This is a genomic window from Cupriavidus sp. C3SS-1 (genome assembly GCF_057073755.1).
Genome location: NZ_CP172700.1, coordinates 469357 through 487777, shown reverse-complemented (window position 1 = coordinate 487777; position 18421 = coordinate 469357). Strand labels below are relative to the sequence as shown.

General features: G+C 63.4%; 18 protein-coding genes and 2 pseudogenes. 6 read left to right on the top strand and 14 right to left on the bottom strand.

Annotated features, from left to right (window positions below):
• Positions 1-3: 3 nt before the first annotated feature.
• Genes ACIGJC_RS18280 through ACIGJC_RS18235 form a run of 10 tightly spaced genes read right to left on the bottom strand, consistent with a single transcriptional unit; the run spans position 4 to position 7293 of the window.
• Positions 4-414, bottom strand: a complete 411-nt coding sequence (locus ACIGJC_RS18280; RefSeq protein WP_483713491.1) for a GPW/gp25 family protein — start codon at positions 412-414, stop codon at positions 4-6.
• A gap of 2 nt (positions 415-416) precedes the next feature.
• On the bottom strand, positions 417-716 hold the full coding sequence (locus ACIGJC_RS18275) for a PAAR domain-containing protein (protein WP_483713490.1): 300 nt from the start codon (positions 714-716) through the stop codon (positions 417-419).
• A gap of 19 nt (positions 717-735) precedes the next feature.
• Positions 736-2523 carry a type VI secretion system tip protein VgrG gene (vgrG, locus tag ACIGJC_RS18270; protein WP_483713488.1) on the bottom strand — a complete coding sequence of 596 codons (1788 nt, stop codon included), beginning with the start codon at positions 2521-2523 and terminating at the stop codon, positions 736-738.
• A 2-nt stretch (positions 2524-2525) separates the two neighbouring features.
• Positions 2526-3224 (bottom strand): CIS tube protein, encoded by a 699-nt coding sequence (locus tag ACIGJC_RS18265; RefSeq protein WP_483713486.1) that lies wholly within the window; start codon positions 3222-3224, stop codon positions 2526-2528.
• A complete protein-coding gene (locus ACIGJC_RS18260; protein ID WP_483713485.1) occupies positions 3225-3428 on the bottom strand; it encodes a hypothetical protein in 204 nt (67 codons plus the stop codon).
• A 3-nt stretch (positions 3429-3431) separates the two neighbouring features.
• On the bottom strand, positions 3432-3902 hold the full coding sequence (locus ACIGJC_RS18255; protein WP_483713483.1) for a phage tail protein: 471 nt from the start codon (positions 3900-3902) through the stop codon (positions 3432-3434).
• 13 nt (positions 3903-3915) lie between these two features.
• A complete protein-coding gene (locus ACIGJC_RS18250; protein ID WP_483713481.1) occupies positions 3916-4374 on the bottom strand; it encodes a phage tail protein in 459 nt (152 codons plus the stop codon).
• A gap of 49 nt (positions 4375-4423) precedes the next feature.
• On the bottom strand, positions 4424-5980 hold the full coding sequence (locus ACIGJC_RS18245; protein WP_483713480.1) for a phage tail sheath family protein: 1557 nt from the start codon (positions 5978-5980) through the stop codon (positions 4424-4426).
• A 24-nt stretch (positions 5981-6004) separates the two neighbouring features.
• Complete coding sequence (locus tag ACIGJC_RS18240) at positions 6005-6721, bottom strand: hypothetical protein (protein WP_483713479.1); 717 nt, start codon at positions 6719-6721, stop codon at positions 6005-6007.
• On the bottom strand, positions 6718-7293 hold the full coding sequence (locus tag ACIGJC_RS18235; protein WP_483713478.1) for a Pvc16 family protein: 576 nt from the start codon (positions 7291-7293) through the stop codon (positions 6718-6720). The genes ACIGJC_RS18240 and ACIGJC_RS18235 overlap by 4 nt, the downstream gene beginning before the upstream one ends.
• Positions 7294-7414: 121 nt before the next feature.
• On the opposite strand from ACIGJC_RS18235, the pseudogene ACIGJC_RS18230 reads away from it, so the two are divergent.
• Together ACIGJC_RS18230 and ACIGJC_RS18225 are read left to right on the top strand one after the other, a co-directional pair.
• A pseudogene (locus ACIGJC_RS18230) lies at positions 7415-7909 on the top strand (eCIS core domain-containing protein); the annotation flags it as partial.
• Between the two features lie 138 nt (positions 7910-8047).
• Complete coding sequence (locus ACIGJC_RS18225; RefSeq protein ID WP_483714525.1) at positions 8048-10537, top strand: hypothetical protein; 2490 nt, start codon at positions 8048-8050, stop codon at positions 10535-10537.
• Between the two features lie 397 nt (positions 10538-10934).
• On the opposite strand, the gene ACIGJC_RS18220 is transcribed toward ACIGJC_RS18225, so the two are convergent.
• The 3 genes and pseudogenes from ACIGJC_RS18220 to ACIGJC_RS18210 form a co-directional block, all read right to left on the bottom strand.
• Positions 10935-11711 carry an SDR family NAD(P)-dependent oxidoreductase gene (locus ACIGJC_RS18220; RefSeq protein WP_483713476.1) on the bottom strand — a complete coding sequence of 259 codons (777 nt, stop codon included), beginning with the start codon at positions 11709-11711 and terminating at the stop codon, positions 10935-10937.
• A 14-nt stretch (positions 11712-11725) separates the two neighbouring features.
• Complete coding sequence (locus tag ACIGJC_RS18215) at positions 11726-12481, bottom strand: SDR family NAD(P)-dependent oxidoreductase (RefSeq protein ID WP_483713475.1); 756 nt, start codon at positions 12479-12481, stop codon at positions 11726-11728.
• 237 nt (positions 12482-12718) lie between these two features.
• A pseudogene (locus ACIGJC_RS18210) lies at positions 12719-12919 on the bottom strand (IS3 family transposase); the annotation flags it as partial.
• A 438-nt stretch (positions 12920-13357) separates the two neighbouring features.
• On the opposite strand from ACIGJC_RS18210, the gene ACIGJC_RS18205 reads away from it, so the two are divergent.
• Positions 13358-14251, top strand: coding sequence for a transporter substrate-binding domain-containing protein (locus ACIGJC_RS18205; protein ID WP_483713474.1), 894 nt, complete (start codon positions 13358-13360; stop codon positions 14249-14251).
• Between the two features lie 422 nt (positions 14252-14673).
• On the opposite strand, the gene ACIGJC_RS18200 is transcribed toward ACIGJC_RS18205, so the two are convergent.
• Positions 14674-15576: a LysR family transcriptional regulator gene (locus ACIGJC_RS18200; RefSeq protein ID WP_483713473.1), complete on the bottom strand. Its 903-nt coding sequence runs from the start codon at positions 15574-15576 to the stop codon at positions 14674-14676.
• 123 nt (positions 15577-15699) lie between these two features.
• On the opposite strand from ACIGJC_RS18200, the gene ACIGJC_RS18195 reads away from it, so the two are divergent.
• From ACIGJC_RS18195 to ACIGJC_RS18185, 3 genes are all read left to right on the top strand, one after another.
• Positions 15700-16662 carry a Bug family tripartite tricarboxylate transporter substrate binding protein gene (locus ACIGJC_RS18195; RefSeq protein WP_483713472.1) on the top strand — a complete coding sequence of 321 codons (963 nt, stop codon included), beginning with the start codon at positions 15700-15702 and terminating at the stop codon, positions 16660-16662.
• Positions 16663-16702: 40 nt separating this feature from the next.
• Positions 16703-17527: a substrate-binding domain-containing protein gene (locus tag ACIGJC_RS18190; protein WP_483713471.1), complete on the top strand. Its 825-nt coding sequence runs from the start codon at positions 16703-16705 to the stop codon at positions 17525-17527.
• 305 nt (positions 17528-17832) lie between these two features.
• A complete protein-coding gene (locus tag ACIGJC_RS18185; protein ID WP_483713470.1) occupies positions 17833-18402 on the top strand; it encodes a YdeI/OmpD-associated family protein in 570 nt (189 codons plus the stop codon).
• Positions 18403-18421 lie beyond the last annotated feature (19 nt).

The following is an 18421-nucleotide window of genomic DNA, read 5'->3' as shown; positions in this document are numbered from 1 at the left end:
GCCTCAGTAGGTCTTGACCGGCTCGGTGGCCTGGTCCAGGTACAAGGGATAGACGAGGTTGTGCCGCGTGTTGGTGGTGCGCACCACATAGTCGAGCCGCAGGTCGATGCGTCCCTCCAGCTCGGCCACGTCGGTCTCGATACGCTCCAGCAGGATGCGCGGCTCGAAAAACAGAATGGCCTTGCGGATCATCTCCCTGAGTTCGGTCAGCGCGCTCTCGTTGATCGATTCGAATACGGCACGCCGTACGGCGCAGCCGTACGCGGGCTGCATCACGCGCTCGCCCGGATAGGTGCCGAACAGGATGCGCAGGCTTTCCTCGATGTCCTCGACATCGGTCACCATGCCAACCTGCCGGTTGCGCGGATCGAAACCCAGCGGAAACTGCCACCCGCGGCCCAGGAACGGATTCATGGTCAGCCTCCGATCAGTACGGTGGGCAAGCCGAGCACGATCACGCCACCGTGCGCCGTGGCATCGCCTACGCGCGCGGCCGGGCGTCCGCCGATCATCACCGTGGCCGAACCCTGCACGATGACGTCGGGCGGCCCCACGCAGACCGCGTTGTCGCCGAGCACGGCGGCAGGCAGCTTGCCGACCAGCACGTTCGGCACGCACGGGCCGATCACCGGGCCGCCCACATGGGGCACGGGCGGCAGGCCGGGCGTCTGCATCGGGCAGCTGTGCATGTCGGTCAGGCGGGCAGCAGGTGGCATGGTTATCGTCCGTGCGGTTTCAGTTGATCATCACCATCGCGCCCTGCACCGTGGTCTGCCCGGCTGCCGACAGCTCCGCCGTTGCCGCACCCTTGCCCACGAAGCCGACCTGCGCCTCGCACTGGACATTCAGGCCAGACGCCTTCACGTCGGCCTGCGCCGTCATCTCGATCGACAGGTTCGCGCTCATGCGGATATTTCCCTGCGCTTTCAGCGTGATGTCATAGGGGCTGTCGCACGCAATGCCGGCCTGAGACAGCTTGACGCTGTTGCCGTGCTGGTCCTGCACCAGGATCGACTTGTCGGTGTCGTCCAGCACCACCTTGTTGTTGCCCGGCGTGGTGGCGGTAATGATCTTTTTCTCCTCGTCGAACGACACCACGTGCCTGGCGCGCGTGACGATCGCCTTGGTGTTGTTCTCCGCTTCCAGCGCATACGGTGGCACATGGGCGGCGCTGTAGACCGCGCCCAGCACCACGGGATGGCAGGGATCGTCGTTGAGATAGCCGACGATGACCTCGTCGCCCGGTTCGGGCAGGAAGAACGCGCCGAAGCCGTTCGAGGCGTAGCCCTGGATCAGGCGGGCCCATACGCCCTCGGTCTGCGCCTGCATGACCGGAAGGCGGATCTGGATGCGCTGCGCGCCAGCGGGATCCCCGTCGAGCTTGATTACCACGCCGATCTGCAGCCCGCCAATGCCTGGCATCAGCCCCGCCGCCACTGGCGCCTGCACGTCGCTGTGCGACGGGCGCGCATCCGGGTCCAGGCCGAATTCCACGTCGGTATGCCAGATGCCCCCCACCATCGCGTGCTCGACGGCCGTGACATACACCGCGCCGGAGAAACGCTCGCCGACATTGGCCACATTCACAAGCACGCCGGGCTTGGCCAGCGCGGTGCCCTGGCACCGCAGATGCCCGCGAATCCGCGCCAGCGCGGCGCGCGTCTGCACCGCCTTGGCCCAGCCGCCCAGCATCTGCGCGTCTTGCGTCGTGGCCGTCTGCATCTGCCACACCGGCAGGCCGATCACCTGGGCCAGGGTGCTGCCGGTCAGATTGCCCTGCTGATTGAACGCTTCCGGCTTCGCCGCCTCCCCCTGCACGATGGCCTGCGCGGCGGGATCCCATGCCGTGGCCTGCACCGATTCGTATTGCAGCCGTGCATCGATGTCCGCGTCGAACTCATACAGGTCGGCACCCCACGTCAGGCCAAACGCCGGGTTGCCGCTGGCCGTGGGCGCCAGTACGTTGACCGTGCCGTCTTCCACGTCCACCAGCATGCCGTTGAACTCGGCGCGCGCGAGGAGGAAATCCCAGTCGGAGCTGTAGAACTGGACCAGCTCGCCATATGTTCCCGTAGTGGCGCCCACGTTGGCCGAGAGGCCGTGCGCGCCGATCAGCCTGGACATCACATCGGCGTCGGTGCAGTCCACGAAGTTGGCGTTGCTGCGCCCGATTGTCATCTTCACGGCCAGGTCGCGGCATTGGATGATCAGCCGCGATTCATTCTGCCCGTCGATTCGCATCCCGTGCCGTACCACCACGCCACGGAACACCTGGGATTTCTCGTCGCCAAAGCCGGCGCTGATTGACACGGTGGCACCCGGGGCAAAGGTGGCCGCATCGCTGACGGGGAATGTACCGGTCGGCATGTCGCCGTCGCCGATCACGATTTCGGCCCATGGAATTCGGTTGAACGCGCGGCGAATCGTGACCGATAACAGCGCAAGGTCCGGCAGCGGCTTGCCATTGCTGGACACGCTGATATTGAGCACGCCATCGGTCGCGATCGACGGATAAGTCGGCATGGCTACTCCAGCGGCGGAAAATGCAGCGTCATGCCCGGGGTCAGCGCGCGGAACTGGCGCAAGCCATTGAAGCGCGCCACGGCCATGTAGTAGCGGCTGTCGCCGTAGATCCGCTCGCACAGCAGAGGCAGCGTGTCGCCGTCACGCACGCGCACCATGTGGCTCAGGTCCGGCGAACTGGCATCGGCTTCCAGCCTGGCCTGCTTGGAGCTTGTGTACGAATCGAACGCGAGCGCGGCGGTGGCGCGCAACGGTACGCCGCTGGGCCGGAACAGCGTGTAGTCGGTGGCGAAGCTGGTCAGCCGTCCCGTGAAGATCAGCTGGCCCCACAGGATCTGCACGATGCTGGGCTGGTGCTGCACGCCCTTGTATTCGTAGATGACCTTGCTCATGGCATTGAGCTGGTCTTCCACCTCGGCCGGCACGTTGCTGCCCGGCGCGCGCGGAATCACGCCGGTGCCATCGAACACCGCAGCGAACGACAGCTTGCCCGGCTGCATATGGCTGAACGGCCGGCCCGAACCAGTGTCGCCCATCGGCTTCTGCTTGCTGAAGCAGGTGTTGCGCTCATGACGCAGCTGCGACGGGTTGATCAGCAGCGAAACGGACTTGCCGGCGCCGCCCTGCGGCGTGACCACGCCGTTGTTGTCCACGCACGCCGTGATCTTCAGCGGCGTCAGCTGGGCCGATTGCACGGGCATCTAGCGCTCCCGGAGCCGCGCCAGCTGGGCCTGCAACGCGCGCATCTGCGCCCGCTGCTCGCGGTGGCGGTCGCTGGCGGCTTCGTCCTCGCCACAGCATTGGCCGGGGTCGCGCGCCTGGGCCTGGGTATCGCGTGCCGGCTCCGCGCGGCGCCCGTCGTTCAGCTCGGAGCGGATCACCATCTGGCGCACTTCGATCGTCATGGTTCATAACTCCCGGATGCAGTTCAGGTACGCCAGCTCGATGGTTTCGATCACCACGCTGTTCCTGGTCGAGTTGAATTCGTCGACGCCCCAGCGCACCGGATACGCCGCCAAGAACGTCCAGCCCCGCACCTTGTTGCCCACTTCGTCAAGCAGGTACACGCTGACATCCATCGGCACCACCTGCTGCGCCAGGCCGCCGCCCAGCACCGACTTGCACCAGCGCATCAGCGGCGAACGCATATCGGCCACGCCGCGCTTGAGCACCAGCTTGTCCTGCTTCACCCCGCGCGGCAGCTTGTAGACGAAGCGGTTCTCCCCACCACACTGCACATCCTCGGTCTCCATCACCTGGTCCATGCCCGTGACTTCCTGGAACGAGCAGTCCACGCCGCTGGCAATATTGTTGAACCCCACGGAGAATGAGAAGGACACCGGCATGAAGTCGGTGCCGAACCGTGCCGATTTCTGCATGGCGAGCGTGGCGTCAGCTGTTGGCGATGGTCAGCCCCTCGTGGGCGATCTCGATGGTTTCCACCGCCACCTCGTTTCCCTGCGCCTTGAGGTCGGTGCCGGTGATCTTGGCCGGCCATGCATTGGTGAGTGTCCAGACCATGGTGGGCTTGCCCGATTCGTCCAGCAGGCTGATGATCACCGGCACGCGCTTGATGGTGTTCATCTTGATCTGGTTGAACCAGTCCCAGAACTTGTTGTCCGCCTTGAACACGCCCTTCTTCATGGTCACGTTGCCGTACTTCTTCAGGCCGGGCATCTTGACCGTGGAAAACACCGGGCTGTCGCCCTGGCGGTACTCGATCTGCTGCGCCTCCACGTCCAGCCCCGAGACTTCCTCGAAGGACATGACGGTGGAATCCCACTTCACCTGGAAATGGAACTTCGGAATGGGCCAAACATTGCTGGACTGTGCCGAGCCGTCGTCTGCCATGACAGTTCTCCGTGATTACGCGTTTCTGGTTGGCGGGGCCGCGCCAGGGTCAGGACTTCTGCATCTGCTGCTGGAACGTGATCTCGATGAACTCCGCGGGACGCACCATTGCTACCAGCACCGTGACCCGCAGGATGCCCTCCAGGATGTCATCGGGCGTCATGGTCTCGCCCAGGCCCACATGCACGCTGAAGGCATCCTCGGGCGTGGCGCCGGCCAGGCCGCCGCGCTTCCAGATGCCAGTCAGGAAGTTCTGGATCATGCTGCGGATGGTGACCCAGGTGTTGGCCACGTTCGGCTCGAACACCAGTGCCTTGGCAGCCAGCCGGCACGATTCCTCGAGCATGATCATGGTGCGGCGCACGTTGATGTAGCGCCAGTCCAGGCTGTTGCCATCGAGCGTGCGCGCGCCCCAGACCAGCACGCCTTCGCCGATGAAGCTGCGGATCGCGTTGATCGACTTGCCTTGCGTCGTGACGTTCAGTTCTTCCTGGTCGACGGCGGAGATCGCCACCGACGGCGAGATCACACCTGCCAGGCTCACGTTGGCCGGCGCCTTCCACACGCCGCGCGTGTTGTCGACCATCGTGTAGATACCCGCCATGGCCGCGCTGGGAGGCACCAGGTTCAACTGGTACTTCACTTCGTCCAGCACCGTATTGAACAGGCTGCTGACCGATGTCAGCGTCTTGTTGAGCAGCGCCTTGTTGGCCAGGATGGCGTCCTCCGTCAGCGCAGGCGTGACCGTGGCCCAGTCCTTCGAGATATCGCCAATGGCCTCGGCCAGTTCGCGTGTCTTGGGCGGGGCGTCGTCGGGAACCGTATCGGGCAGGCCAAGGTCGGCACGCAGCAGTTGCTGCAGCACGTCGGGGTTGGCGACGTTCTCGTAGCTGATGTCCTTGTCGCCGATGATCGTGGTGTTGAGCCACGGATAGTAGGCAGCCGCAAAATCCAGGAAATTGATGCCCAGCGCGTTGCGGAACGTCGCCACGGGATCGCCGCCGGGGTCGGTGCGCGGCTTGTCGCCGCCCCAGATGTCGAGGATGGCCACGCGGTTGCGCATCTTGTCGCCGCAGTGCGCCAGCATGGCCTGCTGCAGGTCGATGCACTCGGGCTGCTTGAAGCGGATGGCCTCGGGAATCACCACCATCGTCGGCTCCTGCTCCTTGAGCAGTTCGTCGATGCCGGCCTTGAAGCGGTCGAGGTCCAGGTCCTGCGCGTAGTCGCCTACCGAGACGATGTAGCACGGCCCGCCGCCGTTCTGGAAGAAGTGGCGCAACGCGCGGTAAAGCATGTAGCCGCCGCCGTCCTTGCCCTCGGGCATCTGCAGCACATAGTCCTTGGCCGCCACGCGAAACGCCGGTGTGGCCGACGCATCTGTCATCTCCGCGATGTTGAAGCGCGGAAACGGTGCGTAGCCGAAGTACTGGTGGTATTCCGCCATCGAACTGATGCGCCAGGGCTTCATGCTCAGCGGCTTGTTGCGGTTATCGGCAATCTGCGTATGCCCAATAAAAGCCGGCACTGCCGTCGCCACCTCCACCACGGAATTCGGGAAGGCGTTCTTTTCCACGATATAGACGCCAGGCGTCTTCATTGCACCCATTTCACACTCTCCCGTTGAAGAAGGTCAGCGGTTGACAAAGATTTCCGACACATCGGATAGCGCCCCGCCCACGATCTCGCGGCGCAGTCCCGCGGGGCTGGCGAGCGGCAGCCGTGCCACCAGCACACGCGCATCAGTGCCCGTGCCGCGACGCAACTGGAAGCGCTGGCGCGGCCGCTCTGCCAGCGCGATCGGCACGGCCGAACGGATCACGGTTACTCGTGTGCCGTCCGGCAAGACCTCCTGGTCCGAATCCCCAAACCCGACGACACCGGCCATATCGGTCACCTGCAACGGGTTGCCCCAGTCCCCCACCAGCAGATACTTCCAGTACGTCTTGCGCACCGGCAGCGCCACCGTCAGGTCCACCGGCGTGCCGGACAGCCAGTCGGCCTGGCTGGCACAATCGCTGCGCGCCAGTGCGAACGACAGCGGGAACGGCCCGGTAGAGACCAAAGCCCGCAGGTCGGTGTAGTAGCCCCAGAGCGGGTCCGACGACGATGCCGAGAATTGCAGCCCCCCGTCCGGCCATTCGGCGCGCTCGCTCCACAGGCCGTCCAATGCACGCTCGGTGGCCATCACCACGAAGCGGCGCGCGTCGCCGCGCAGCAACAGGCCGAAGCGCGACATCAATGCCGCCGTGGGGCGGTCGGCCTGCAGTTGGAGGCCCTCGGGCCAACCCGCCGAAAAGTACGGGTGGTGCACCGTCAGGCCACATAGCGGCCGGTATCCGCCGGTCATGGCCGCGCCCCCACGTCGGGCCGGCTGACCAGCGGCTCGCGCCCCAGCGTGGCGCCGCTATCCAGGCAAACCAGCCTTGCGCGGTACAACACCGATGGCCAATAGCGGCCGCCGTGGATGCTCCACAGGCTGTGCATTTCCGATGACCCCAGGTTTTCGATATTGAGCACGATGCGGTCGATGCGCTGATCGAGGTCCGGCGAATTCTGGTGATCGAACACCGCGGTGGCATGGAAGAACGCCATCGCGTCCGACAGGAACTTCAGTGCCTCGGGGTAGTTTTGTCCGCTGAACGTGGCGGCACACATGACCAGCAGGTTCAGGTACAGCGGCCCCACGCCCACCACCCTGCTGCCGTGCTCGCCGGTGGGAAGTTGCGAGTTGCGGTGCGCGGCCGTTTCACGCTCGATACCTGCCAGGAACAGCACCAGCTTGCCCGACGCCTGCTGCACCACGCCCCCGTCGGGTTCCTGCAGGTTCGACACCACGACCAGATCCTCCGCCAGCACCACATTGCGGCGGAACATCTGGTTTAACTGCGTGGCGAGATGACCAAGTGCACTGTCGATCATGTTTGTTGCGGTCCAGCGGCCGAGGAGACACGCCGCAGGGCTCAATCAATCTGGCTATGACGCATGTTGAGACCGGCGCCGCCCTTGGCACATCGGCGCATTGCTGAACCTGACTTCGGAAATGCTGAGGCGCTTCGGGATACTCCGTAGGCAATCTGCCGAGGCGTCTCGGCACGGTGGCGCGGCCCTTGCCAGACGGCCAGCCGTCGCCAACAATCCGTGCAGTTCACTCCAACCGACGGGGATCACGATGCGCGCGTATCAGGAAAAGACCGACCGTCATGACGTCAAGGTCGAAGACGCCGCCCGCCGCGACACACGCGACGCTGGCACAGGCACGCAAGGGCGCGAAGTGAATGGCAACAGCGATGGCATCGACCAGAGCCCGCGTGTGGTGGCGCAACGCTCACGGCTGGACAGGCTCGGCGCCATCCGGGAATCGGGCCAGCCAGCCGCGCTGAAACCAAATCGCACCGGCCTGCCCGACACGCTGAAGTCTGGCATCGAGCAGCTGTCGGGCATGTCGATGGACCACGTGCGCGTGCACTACGATTCCGCCCAACCGGCCCAGCTGAATGCCCATGCCTATGCACAAGGCCACGACATTCACCTTGCGCCAGGCCAGGAACGGCACCTGCCCCACGAAGCGTGGCACGTAGCACAGCAGGCGCGCGGACGCGTCGCGCCCACCATGCAAACGCCTGACGGCGTACCGGTCAACAACGATCCGCAACTCGAACGTGACGCCGACGTGATGGGACATCGGGCGCTGCGGATGACGACCAACGGTGACCGCGCGCCCGCGCATGGCGGCACGCGTGCTGGAGGCGCCAGTGTCGTCCAGCTCAAGGGTGTGGCCGGTACCAAGATCGGCTTCGACAAGCGCCTCGTGGTGCCGGACCAGGTCAAGATCGACGAGGGCATGGTGCTGCTGAGGGCGGCATGGCGGGAAGCCACCGGTCAGCGCCACGCGGAAAAACGTCGAATCGCCAAGAAAATGGCCAAGTTCAATCCGGTGATAGCCGGCGGCAACGCCAATGCCATCGCAACGTTCGAGGAAGGGATGGACAGAAAGAGGCGGCCCGCTCTGTACCAGAACAAGGACACCGCATTGGCAAACCTGACCGCCATGAACAACCAGGTGGCGGCCCTGCGCGACCAGTTGTTCCGCAACCACCACAGCATGGCGATTTTTGGCGCGCTGACCGACTACTCCGCGATTCCGGCCCGCGACGCGGTGACTGGCCCATTGATCGCCAACGCCCTCAGGCAGATCAAGCTGGACGCGAACATGCAGAACCTGGAGCAGCAGGCAAACCAGTTGCGGATACTCCATACGCAAGCCGAGGCCGCGCTCCAGCAGGATAAGCTTGCCAGGCCCATGAGCCACGGGCTGACGCAGGCTTACTACGACAGGCTCGTGTCGGACATTGCGGAAGAAAAGGTCCTGCTTGCCCGGACACAGGCCTTTCGCAACGGCACGCTCTCGCTGCATAACAACGAGATTACCTACCATCACCCAACCGGCCCCGTGGTGATCTGCGATCTGCGCGAGGGCGCCGCCGCCTTTGCCGCCGTACCCGACGATGGCAGCCCGCGGCCGCCGCGCGAGGTGTTTCGCAAGAAAGGCATGGAAGACCTGGCCGTGGAAGGCGGCGACGCCAAGGAGTATGTCAAGGACAGCCGGAACACACTCACGCGCCGCTACGCGTATGTGGAGAAGAATTACTACCAGATGATGGAGTTCTTCATGGTTGGCCACATGACCGGCCGCTTCCAGCAATACATGATGGTCGCCGCGAATCGCAAACCCGGGGTGCACACGTTCACCACGCAGATGATCCGGAACGTCCCCACTGCGCCGCGGGCAAGCATGACGGACACGCAGGTGGCGGTGGCGCACCAGATGTACGGCAGCCTGCCGGAACAGCGCGGCGTGAGCCTGACGTCGACACCCAAGGTTGGCGTGACCTATGCGAACACCGGCGGCAATTTCCGCACCGACAGCGGATTCAAGCTCAAGATCGACTTGGCGCGCGTGCCTCCCGATGTGCTCTTCCTGAATCACTATGCCGAGGGCGGTGTCAGCGACATGGCACCCGCCGACTATTCCACCAATCAACCGCACAAGCCCGGTGCACCGTCGTACAAGTACAGGCAGAGTGCCACGCACGCTCGGGAGCTTTTTCTCGAACACATCCGTCCCGAATGGGTGGTCGAGATCGAACATCACGAGAAAGGCGACTACGAGAATGTCGGTGGCAAGAAGACCGTGATCCGGGAAGACAACGCCACAAGCCTGCTCGATGCCGCCATGCTGGCCTTTGGCGGCAAGTCATTCGAGGCCGGCTTCGAAGCCGGCCTCGATGCGCGCGCGGAGAACGACGGACTCAAGGCCGACCCAGACTACATCAAGGGGAAGTCCACCGGCGGACTGGTGGCGCAGGGTTACCAGAAGGGGCTGGAAATTCGAAACCGGTCGGGCTATGCCAGCGCCATGACGGCATTCCTTGAAACGGTGGAGCACAACGACGCGAGAGGGCAGATGTCCGCTTGGCATGTGGGATACTTGCAAGCCCGCACCGGGCAGCCCATGGTGAAATCGTCGCTCGAACTGCGCATGCTGATGAATGCGAGCAAGGAATACGCCCAAGGCCCGAGCGACGGCGGCACGGTTGCGTTGGCGCGCGATGGAACCAGGCTCGCGATACGGCTGTCCACGCCGCAGCCGTTGAGCGGATTCAAGACCCGCGTGATCCATATCACCTTCGACTCCCTGCGAGGGGCCAGGATGAAGCAAGGGAAGGACAAGGGCGGACGCACCGAAATCACAATCGAAACGGGCTCGCTGGATTACGCATTCACCGTGGCCACGCCCCAGGCGCCCGCGTTCCTGGCATCGCTGCAGCAGTACGTCAGTGAGCATGCGCGAAAGCTCACGCTGGGCAGCGTTGCGGCGGGCGGCCGACATGAGGTCTTCCTGGATTCGGGTAAGCTGAAGCTTGACATGCAAGGGCGGGACAGCGCAGGTCTGCTTAAGCAGAAGCGCAGCCACATTGACCTTGCGTCGATCCGCGAGGTGGAATTCGATAATCTTCCTGGCAAGGTACACGTCAGCATCACCCACGCGGGAGGCGATTATGGGATGACAGTGACGCGAGCCGAGGCCGAGAAGGTGCGGGCTTTGTTGCTGGCGAACGGCCTCACGGAGAGGGTCGTGAAAGCGATACCGAAACCGGATTAGATCGCCAGCACGCCCTACGGAATATTCGTCGTCCTGCGCCAACTGGTCCTGGCCAATTTCCAAGCTCGGCCGATTCTGTTGAAAAACTCGGCGCCGGTGGGAGTCGGCGACCATCCTTAAGATTCTCGATCGACGAGGACGCCAGCCATGCTGGGGCAGCAAGACGGAACGCAGGATCGGCTCTTCTACTCATTCAACCTTGCGCAGATTTCTTGCCAATACCTCTCCGGCTTTCGGCTTCCAGCAAGATGCAGATGATCTGTTCGTCGGTAAATCGCTTCTTCATTACCGAAAACAAAGGGATACCGGATTGGGCGTATCTTGGTCAGGGGCCTGGAGCTTGTTGAGGAGGCCGGGGTAAGGCGCGGGTCGCCGGCTATGCCGGCCACCCGCGCGCTCAGACGGGCGAGCCCGGCAACCCCTCATAGTAGAAGCCGGCTGCCGCACCGCCATCCACCGACAGTTCGCTGCCGTTGCAGTAGCTGGCCTCGTCGCTTGCGAGGAAGAGCGTGGCGCGGGCGATTTCCTCCGGGGCGCCAATGCGCTGCAGCGGTACCTGACGATATTGGCCGGCCAGATCCTCCCGCGAGGCGCCAGTGGGGTTGGACATCTGCGTATCCACCCCGCCCGGATGCACCGAGTTGACCCGCACGCCATGGGGGCCAAGCTCCAGCGCCGCGACCTTGGTCAAGCCGCGCACCCCCCACTTGCTCGAGACGTAGGCTGCCAGGGCATTCACGCCGCGCAGGCCATCGACGGACGAGATGTTGACGATGGCCCCTGCGCGCTGCCCGCGCATGAAGGGCGCCACGCTGCGGATGCCGAGGAAGGTGCCGGTGAGGTTGATCGACAGTGCCCGCTCGAAGTCGGCCTTTGGCAGCTCTTCGATGGCCCCGAACACCAGCACCGCGGCGTTGTTCACCAGCACATCGATGCGGCCGTGGCGTTCCACGGTTTCGCTGGCCAGGCGCTCCCAGTCTTCTTCGTTGCTCACATCCAGGCGGCGGAAGCTGGCCTTGTCGCCCAGTTCCGCTGCCAGGGCCTGGCCTTCGCTTTCCAGCAGGTCGGCGATCACCACGGTCGCGCCTTCCTCGACGAACAGCCGCGAGGTCTGCGCGCCCATGCCGCGCGCGCCGCCGGTGATGATGGCGACCTTGCTTGCCAAACGTTGCATGACTCTCTCCTCGATTAGCCCCAATAGGCCTGGCCGCCATCCAGCGGAATGGTGGCACCGGTCAGGTAGCGGGCGTTGTCGCTGACCAGGAAGGCCACGGTGCGGCCGATGTCGGTTTCGCAATCGCCGACCCGGCGCATCGGAATGTTGTTGAAGAAGGCTTGCGCCTCTTCCGGGTTGCCCTCGATCCAGCCGCGCAGGCCGGGGGAGAGGGCATGGGGCGCGATGACATTGACGCGGATGCCGTCCACGCCCCATTCGCAGGCGGCGCCACGGCTGAGGGCGCGGATCGCCTCCTTGGTGGCGGCATAGTGGCCGTAGCCCGAGGCGTCCCAGCGCACGGCGGCGGAGGAGGCCAGGTTGATCACCGCGCCGCCGCCCTTGAGGTGGGGATAGCAGGCACGCATCAGGCGCAGGGTAGCCATCGGCCCGGAGTCGATGCCCTGCATGAAGGCTTCGTCGCTGACCTCGAGGATGCGCCCCAGCGGCACAATGTGGGCGTTATTGACCAGGATGTTGAGCTCGCCCAGGGCCTCGACCACCTCGGCCACGCAGCGGTCAATGTCCGCCTGCTTCATCACGTCGCACTTGACCGCCAGCGCGGTGCCGCCGCGCCGCCGGATTTCCGCGCAGGTTTCTTCCAGCGTGGCTAGGGTACGTCCCGCCACTGCAACCCGCGCGCCTTCTGCGGCGAGCGCATAGGCGATGCCCTGCCCAACGCCCTGGCCGCCACCGGTGACCAATGCCACCTTGCCTTTCAGCATTCTCATTTGCAGTATCTCCCGACTATCAGGTCCGGGGATGCTCGCACCGGCGGCGCGACGGGCCATCGTCCAAGGGGATTAAGGCGGCGCGGCGGAAAATCGTCCAAGGGGACTATTCAGGGTTCCCGCACAGTCAGGAGCCGCACGCTGTCCGGCTTTGCTTGCGCAAGTGCCACGGCATTCGGGAACAGTGGCAGGCACAGGTGAACCGCCCCGGTTTCGGTGGAGGCCCCTTCGCTTGAGTCAGGCCACCATAGGCTGCCTCTCAAGTTGCCGATAGTAGTTGACCTCATACTCGGCCGGCGGCACATATCCCAACGGCGCCATCAGACTGTGGTTGTTGAACCAGGACACCCATTCGAGCGTCGCCAGTTCCACCGATTCCTTGGTCTTCCAAGGCGCGCGGCGATGGATCAACCCCGTCTTGTATAGCCCGTTGATCCGTTTACGTTGACTCCGGTCAATCTCGACCCTCGTCACTGTGGTGGTCTGATTTCCTCGGGCAGGAACTGATTACGACCTTGCCTGGACCTCTTCCAGGGAGTGAGGGAGGCCGTCGAGGGGATCGCGCCAAATCGTGGGCTTACTACCTGCAAGGCGCGGCCCCTCTGCTTGAGAAATGGATGGACGCCATCGTTCAACGTAAGACCGGAGCTGGTTATTGAGTACGGCCGTCCGAATTTGCAGGCCCCAAGTCAGGGCGTCTTGAAGCTCGAACCTGCCGGTGCCGTGTCAATCACAAATATCAACCCACGATACCGTCCCCGATCGTCGCGCATTGACGTTGGTCAACTGCGCGATCGCGGTGGCGTCTACAGTCGTATCAGCATGCCGGCGACCAGAATGGCCGCCTGTTCGGACGCTTGGATGGAGAACTTAAAAATGAAAAACACTCCCGTAGTCGCCGCTATACTGATCGCTGCCGGACTGCCGCTCGGCGCCTCAGATCTTTATGCTCAAACGCTGGAAAAGATCGCGTCAAGCAATAAGATCACAGTCTCCTATCGGGAGGCCGCCGTGCCGTTCAGCTATGTGCTGGCGCCGCACAAGGCAGTCGGATTCTCGGTCGATCTGACGGAAGCGATCATTGACGATGTGCGCAGCCGGCTGAAGAAGCCTTACCTTAAGGTCGACTACGTCCCCGTGACCGGGCAAAACCGAATTCCGATGTTGGTAAACGGTACCTATGACCTGGAATGCGGATCCACCACCAACACCAGTGCCCGGGGCAAAGAGGTGGCGTTTTCGATCAATGTGTTCTACGCCGGAACGCGCCTGCTGACCAAAAAAGGCTCCGGCATTACGAATTACTCCGATCTCACGAAGAAGACGGTGGCCAGCACGGCTGGTAGCACCAACGAGAAGCTGCTGGGCAAATACAGCGCCGACCACAATTTGGATATCCAGCTCGTCTCCGGCAAGGACTATGCGGATGCCATGCAACTGGTATTGAACGACCGCGCCGTGGCGCTTGCCCTCGATGATGTGTTGCTGTTTGGCCTGCGAGCCAACTCCGGCAATCCTTCCGCACTCGAGATCGTAGGCGATACCCTCCAGGTGGAGCCGTATGCCTGCATGGTTCGAAAGGACGACATCGAGTTCAAGAAGTTGGTGGACGGCACTATCACGCGGTTGATGAAGTCCGGCGAGTTCGCGCGGCTGTATAAGAAATGGTTCGAATCGCCGATCCCTCCCGCCGGCGCGAATCTGAATATGCCGATGAGCGACGCATTACGTGCCAACATCAAGGCGCGCAGTGATAAGCCTGCACAATAGATCCCGATAGGCGAGGGGCGAAGATGAGCGACTCTCCCGGGTTACCCCCCGGGACCCCTGCTCTCGCCGTGCACGACGGTTATCGGGGCTCTCGCGCGGGCGCGTGTGAAAGTGACTTCCGCGAGCGCCCAGTATATCTGGCCGAGGCGCAGGAGATTCTTCGCGCGTTGAACGACATTCTCGTTGGTGAAGATTATGTCTTGACACTACCGAAGCGCGTAGATTGAGCGGGCACTCACGCGTTGCTGATGCATGATGCAGTGGCTAAAAAGGAGCGGCGAGCACGCCGTCGTAAGGCAGTAAGGGCGCTGCGCGCCCTCGAACGCTGTAGTCAAAACGGTCTGAAACATGACTGCTTGACTGTCAGCAGTGGGCCGGCAAAAAAAACCCGCCAGCCGTTAGCAAAAATCATCCCGGCCGCCTCAAGAACCCGGCGCGGCGCCCGATATCAGCGTTCCATACAACGCCTGCGCAGCAGGCTGCAATGGCCTGTCACGGCGCCGTATCAGCGCAAGGATCCGATCTACGGTGGGTTCGACCAGCGGAATGCCACAAAGGCGGGGATGATCGTGCGGTAGCGCCATGCCCGGCAGCACTGCCATCCCTAGCCCAGCCTCTACCAGGGCCAGCACGCCAACAACGTGGTTGGCTTCGTAGTGTATGGTGGGTCGTCGTTCCAGGTGGGCAATGGCGTTCTCGATCAAGCTGCGATTGCCACTTTGCTTCGACACGCTCACCATTCGTTGGCCCGCCAATTCTTCCCAGGCAATACAGTCTCGTCCGGACCATGGGTGGTCGCGCCGCAACGCCAGCCGGTAGGGCTCGGCGCGGACAGCATGAAATTCGATGTTGGGTTCCTGCGCACCCATGAAATTGATCCCAAAATCGGACTCTCCCGACATGACGCTGGCCAGCACTGCATTCGCGTTTTCATCGATCACGTGCACACGCACGCCCGGATGCTGGTTGCCAAACCGATGAATAGCCTCGGGCAGGAAGTGCAGCGCTGCCGACGGGATCGCCGCCACAGTCACCAGCCCGCGCTGGAGAGAGACCTCGTCGCCGAGCCGCAGCACCGCGCCGTCAAGAATTGCCAGCGCTGCACGGGCCTCCTCCAGGAACTGCCGTCCGATGTGGGTCGTCTCCACCCGGCGCGTGGTCCGCTCGAGCAGGCGCGAGCCGAGCGTTCTCTCCAGCTTCTCGATACGCCGGCTGAGCGCAGGCTGGGAAATATGAAGCGCCTCCGCGGCCATTCGAAAGCTGCCTTTTTCCGCGATGGCGACAAAGGCCTGAAGGTCCTCGAGACCGAAATTAATGCGTATCATGCATCAGTTATTGAAAACATTGCAATTCACAGATTAGTCGTTACGCAATACGCTAGCAATGCCTAGGCGGGACGTCGTGACGTGCCGTGAAGCGCACAAAAACACGAATCCCGGAGACCCCCCTTGAAATTCGCAATTCGCTTGCTGTTGCTCCCCCTGACCCTTGCCGCCTGTACCGTGACCGCCAGCGCCGAGACCTGGCCAGCGAAGCCCGTGAAGTTTGTCGTACCGTTCGGTCCCGGCGGTGCCAACGACCTGGTTGCCCGCGCCGTGGCCGACGCGGCGTCCAAGCAGCTTGGCCAGACCATCATCGTGGAGAACAAGCCGGGCGCCGGCTCGGTACTGGGTGCCGATTATGTCGCCAAGTCAGCCCCGGACGGCTATACGTTCCTGGCGCCGGCGGCCGGGGTCATCACCAACGCCATGATCAAGGCACACCTGCCGTACAAGGAGCAAGACCTGGTACCGGTGGCCTTGCTTGCAGTCAGTCCGTCGATCATCGTGGTGCCAGCCGACTCGCCGATCAAGGACCTCAAGAGCCTGGTCGCCCTCGGCAAAGGGAGCAAGAGCCTGAACTTTGCTACGGCGGGCACCGGTAGCACGCCGCATTTCGTTGCCGAGATGCTGAAAGTGGCGACCGGCGCCAAGCTCGAGATCATTCCCTACAAGAGCGGGTCGGAGGGCATGGTGGCCGTGGTCGGCAAGCAGGTGGACGCAACGTCGGAAGCCAGTGTGGTGGTGCTTCCGCAGGTAAAGGGCGGCAAGCTGCGGGCCATCGCTTCAACCTGGAATACGCGCATTGCCGCAATGCCCGATGTGCCCACCACTACCGAACTCGGCTATTCCGGCATCTTCATCGGCCACTGGTCTGGTGTATTCGCTCCGCGCGGCACCCCCGAGGCGATTCTCGACAAGATGAACAAGGCCATCGACGCCGCCCTCAAGTCCCCGGAACTGCGCGCCCGCCTGATCCCGCAAGGCATTCAGCCAATGGGCGGAACGCGGGCAGATTTTTCCAAATTCCTGGCAGCAGAAAAGGGCCGCCTCGGCCCGATCGCGCGTGCCGCCAACATGAAGGAAGACTGAGGAGCGGTGCAGCGCACTGCCATCAGTCGAGGGAGACAGCATGAAATTCGCAACGTCTGCAGCCAGGCACGCCATCCCGCTCCTGCTGCTCTGGTTGGCAGGTCCAGCCTGGGCGGATGAGATCCGTGTCATCACTTCGGGCGGCTTCACGGCCGCCTACCAGAAACTTGTGCCGCTGTACGAGGCCGCCACACAGGACCACGTCATCACCGCGTACGGTGCATCGATGGGCAATGCCCCCGATTCCATTCCCAGCCGGCTGGCGCGAGGCGAGACATTCGATGTGGTGATCCTGGCGGACTCAGGGCTCGACAAGCTGGTAGAGGAAGGCAAAGTGGCGCGAGGGAGCCGGGTCGACCTGGCGCGCTCGCTGATCGGCATGTCCGTGCGCAAGGGGACGCCAAAGCCGGATATCAGCACTGCAGAAGCCGTGAAGCAATCGCTGCTCAACGCCAGATCGATCGCCTATTCCGCCAGCGCCAGCGGCACCTATCTTTCCAACGAGCTGTTTCCCCGGCTCGGCGTCGCGGACAAGATCAAGGACAAGGCCCACAAGATCTACAGCGAGCGCGTCGGGACCGTGGTCGCGCGCGGCGACGCGGACATCGGCTTTCAGCAGGTAAGCGAATTGCTGCCGTTCAAGGAACTGGATTTCGTTGGCCCGCTGCCCGAGGACCTGCAACAGAAAGTCTTCTTCGCAGCCGGAACGATTGCAGGTCGCCAGACAGCAGCCACCTCGCGCTTCGTCAGATTCCTGGCCTCGCCAGCGGCGGCCGCGATTGTCGGCAGCACCGGACTCGAACCTGTGGCGACCCCGCTGCCGCCGCCAGCGCCGCCAGTGCTCGGACAACCGCCGAAGCCCTGATGCCTGCGGGCCGGCCGGATCTGCCCGTTCCCACAGGTTCACGGACAAGCAGAGAAAAGCCCCTCGGCGCGGGGTGGCTCCGAGGGGCTGAAGGCCTGTAGACAGGAGGAGATCCAGCGCCTACGCGGCCAGTGTACGGGGCTGCCGGCAAGGGGCGCATCCCCCAAGCGGGTCAAGCCCCAATCAAGTTTTTCCTTCTGCGCGGTGCAGGCCGCAGGGTTCCCGGGTGCAGTGAGGTAAGCTGACCGGGCACCCGTCGAAGTTCTCCGGAAATCTCGGCGATTCAAACCCATCAGCCTGGCGAGATGCACGGTCCAACACTCACGTTCGCCAATCAGGAAGCCTGGGAAGCCTGGCTCGAAGCCAACGCAGAGGCTGTGCCCGGTGTCTGGCTGCGCATTGCAAAGCGATCTGCCGAACGGTCCACCGTTTCTTATGCCCAGGCACTTGAGAGCGCGCTTTGCTACGGTTGGATCGATGGGCAGAAGCAGGCTGACAGCGAGCACTACTGGTTACAACGATTTACGCCCCGAACCGCCAGAAGCATCTGGTCCAGGATCAACAAGGCAAAAGCCGAGGCCTTGATTTCCGCCGGGAGGATGCGCCCCGCAGGGCTTCGCGCAATCGATCGAGCCAGGCGCGACGGAAGTTGGGAGGCCGCCTATGCATCCGCCAGCACGGCGAGCTTGCCCGATGATCTGCGGCAGGCCCTCGACGCCAACCCGAAGGCAAAGCAGTTCTTCGCTACCCTGAGTAGCCAGAACCGGTATGCCATCCTGTTCAGGATCCAGAACGTAAAGAAGGCCGAAACGCGCGCAAGGAAAATTTCTCAATTCATCGACATGCTGAACCGTGGCGAAAAGCTTCACCCATAGCCTCTAGCTGCATTCTGTG

Coding starts and splice junctions, on each gene's coding strand:
- ACIGJC_RS18280 (WP_483713491.1), bottom strand. CDS start 414: ATGAATCCGTTCCTGGGCCGCGGGTGGCAGTTTCCGCTGGGTTTCGAT.
- ACIGJC_RS18275 (WP_483713490.1), bottom strand. CDS start 716: ATGCCACCTGCTGCCCGCCTGACCGACATGCACAGCTGCCCGATGCAG.
- vgrG (WP_483713488.1), bottom strand. CDS start 2,523: ATGCCGACTTATCCGTCGATCGCGACCGATGGCGTGCTCAATATCAGC.
- ACIGJC_RS18265 (WP_483713486.1), bottom strand. CDS start 3,224: ATGCCCGTGCAATCGGCCCAGCTGACGCCGCTGAAGATCACGGCGTGC.
- ACIGJC_RS18260 (WP_483713485.1), bottom strand. CDS start 3,428: ATGACGATCGAAGTGCGCCAGATGGTGATCCGCTCCGAGCTGAACGAC.
- ACIGJC_RS18255 (WP_483713483.1), bottom strand. CDS start 3,902: ATGCAGAAATCGGCACGGTTCGGCACCGACTTCATGCCGGTGTCCTTC.
- ACIGJC_RS18250 (WP_483713481.1), bottom strand. CDS start 4,374: ATGGCAGACGACGGCTCGGCACAGTCCAGCAATGTTTGGCCCATTCCG.
- ACIGJC_RS18245 (WP_483713480.1), bottom strand. CDS start 5,980: ATGGGTGCAATGAAGACGCCTGGCGTCTATATCGTGGAAAAGAACGCC.
- ACIGJC_RS18240 (WP_483713479.1), bottom strand. CDS start 6,721: ATGACCGGCGGATACCGGCCGCTATGTGGCCTGACGGTGCACCACCCG.
- ACIGJC_RS18235 (WP_483713478.1), bottom strand. CDS start 7,293: ATGATCGACAGTGCACTTGGTCATCTCGCCACGCAGTTAAACCAGATG.
- ACIGJC_RS18225 (WP_483714525.1), top strand. CDS start 8,048: ATGGGACATCGGGCGCTGCGGATGACGACCAACGGTGACCGCGCGCCC.
- ACIGJC_RS18220 (WP_483713476.1), bottom strand. CDS start 11,711: ATGCAACGTTTGGCAAGCAAGGTCGCCATCATCACCGGCGGCGCGCGC.
- ACIGJC_RS18215 (WP_483713475.1), bottom strand. CDS start 12,481: ATGAGAATGCTGAAAGGCAAGGTGGCATTGGTCACCGGTGGCGGCCAG.
- ACIGJC_RS18205 (WP_483713474.1), top strand. CDS start 13,358: ATGAAAAACACTCCCGTAGTCGCCGCTATACTGATCGCTGCCGGACTG.
- ACIGJC_RS18200 (WP_483713473.1), bottom strand. CDS start 15,576: ATGATACGCATTAATTTCGGTCTCGAGGACCTTCAGGCCTTTGTCGCC.
- ACIGJC_RS18190 (WP_483713471.1), top strand. CDS start 16,703: ATGAAATTCGCAACGTCTGCAGCCAGGCACGCCATCCCGCTCCTGCTG.
- ACIGJC_RS18185 (WP_483713470.1), top strand. CDS start 17,833: ATGCACGGTCCAACACTCACGTTCGCCAATCAGGAAGCCTGGGAAGCC.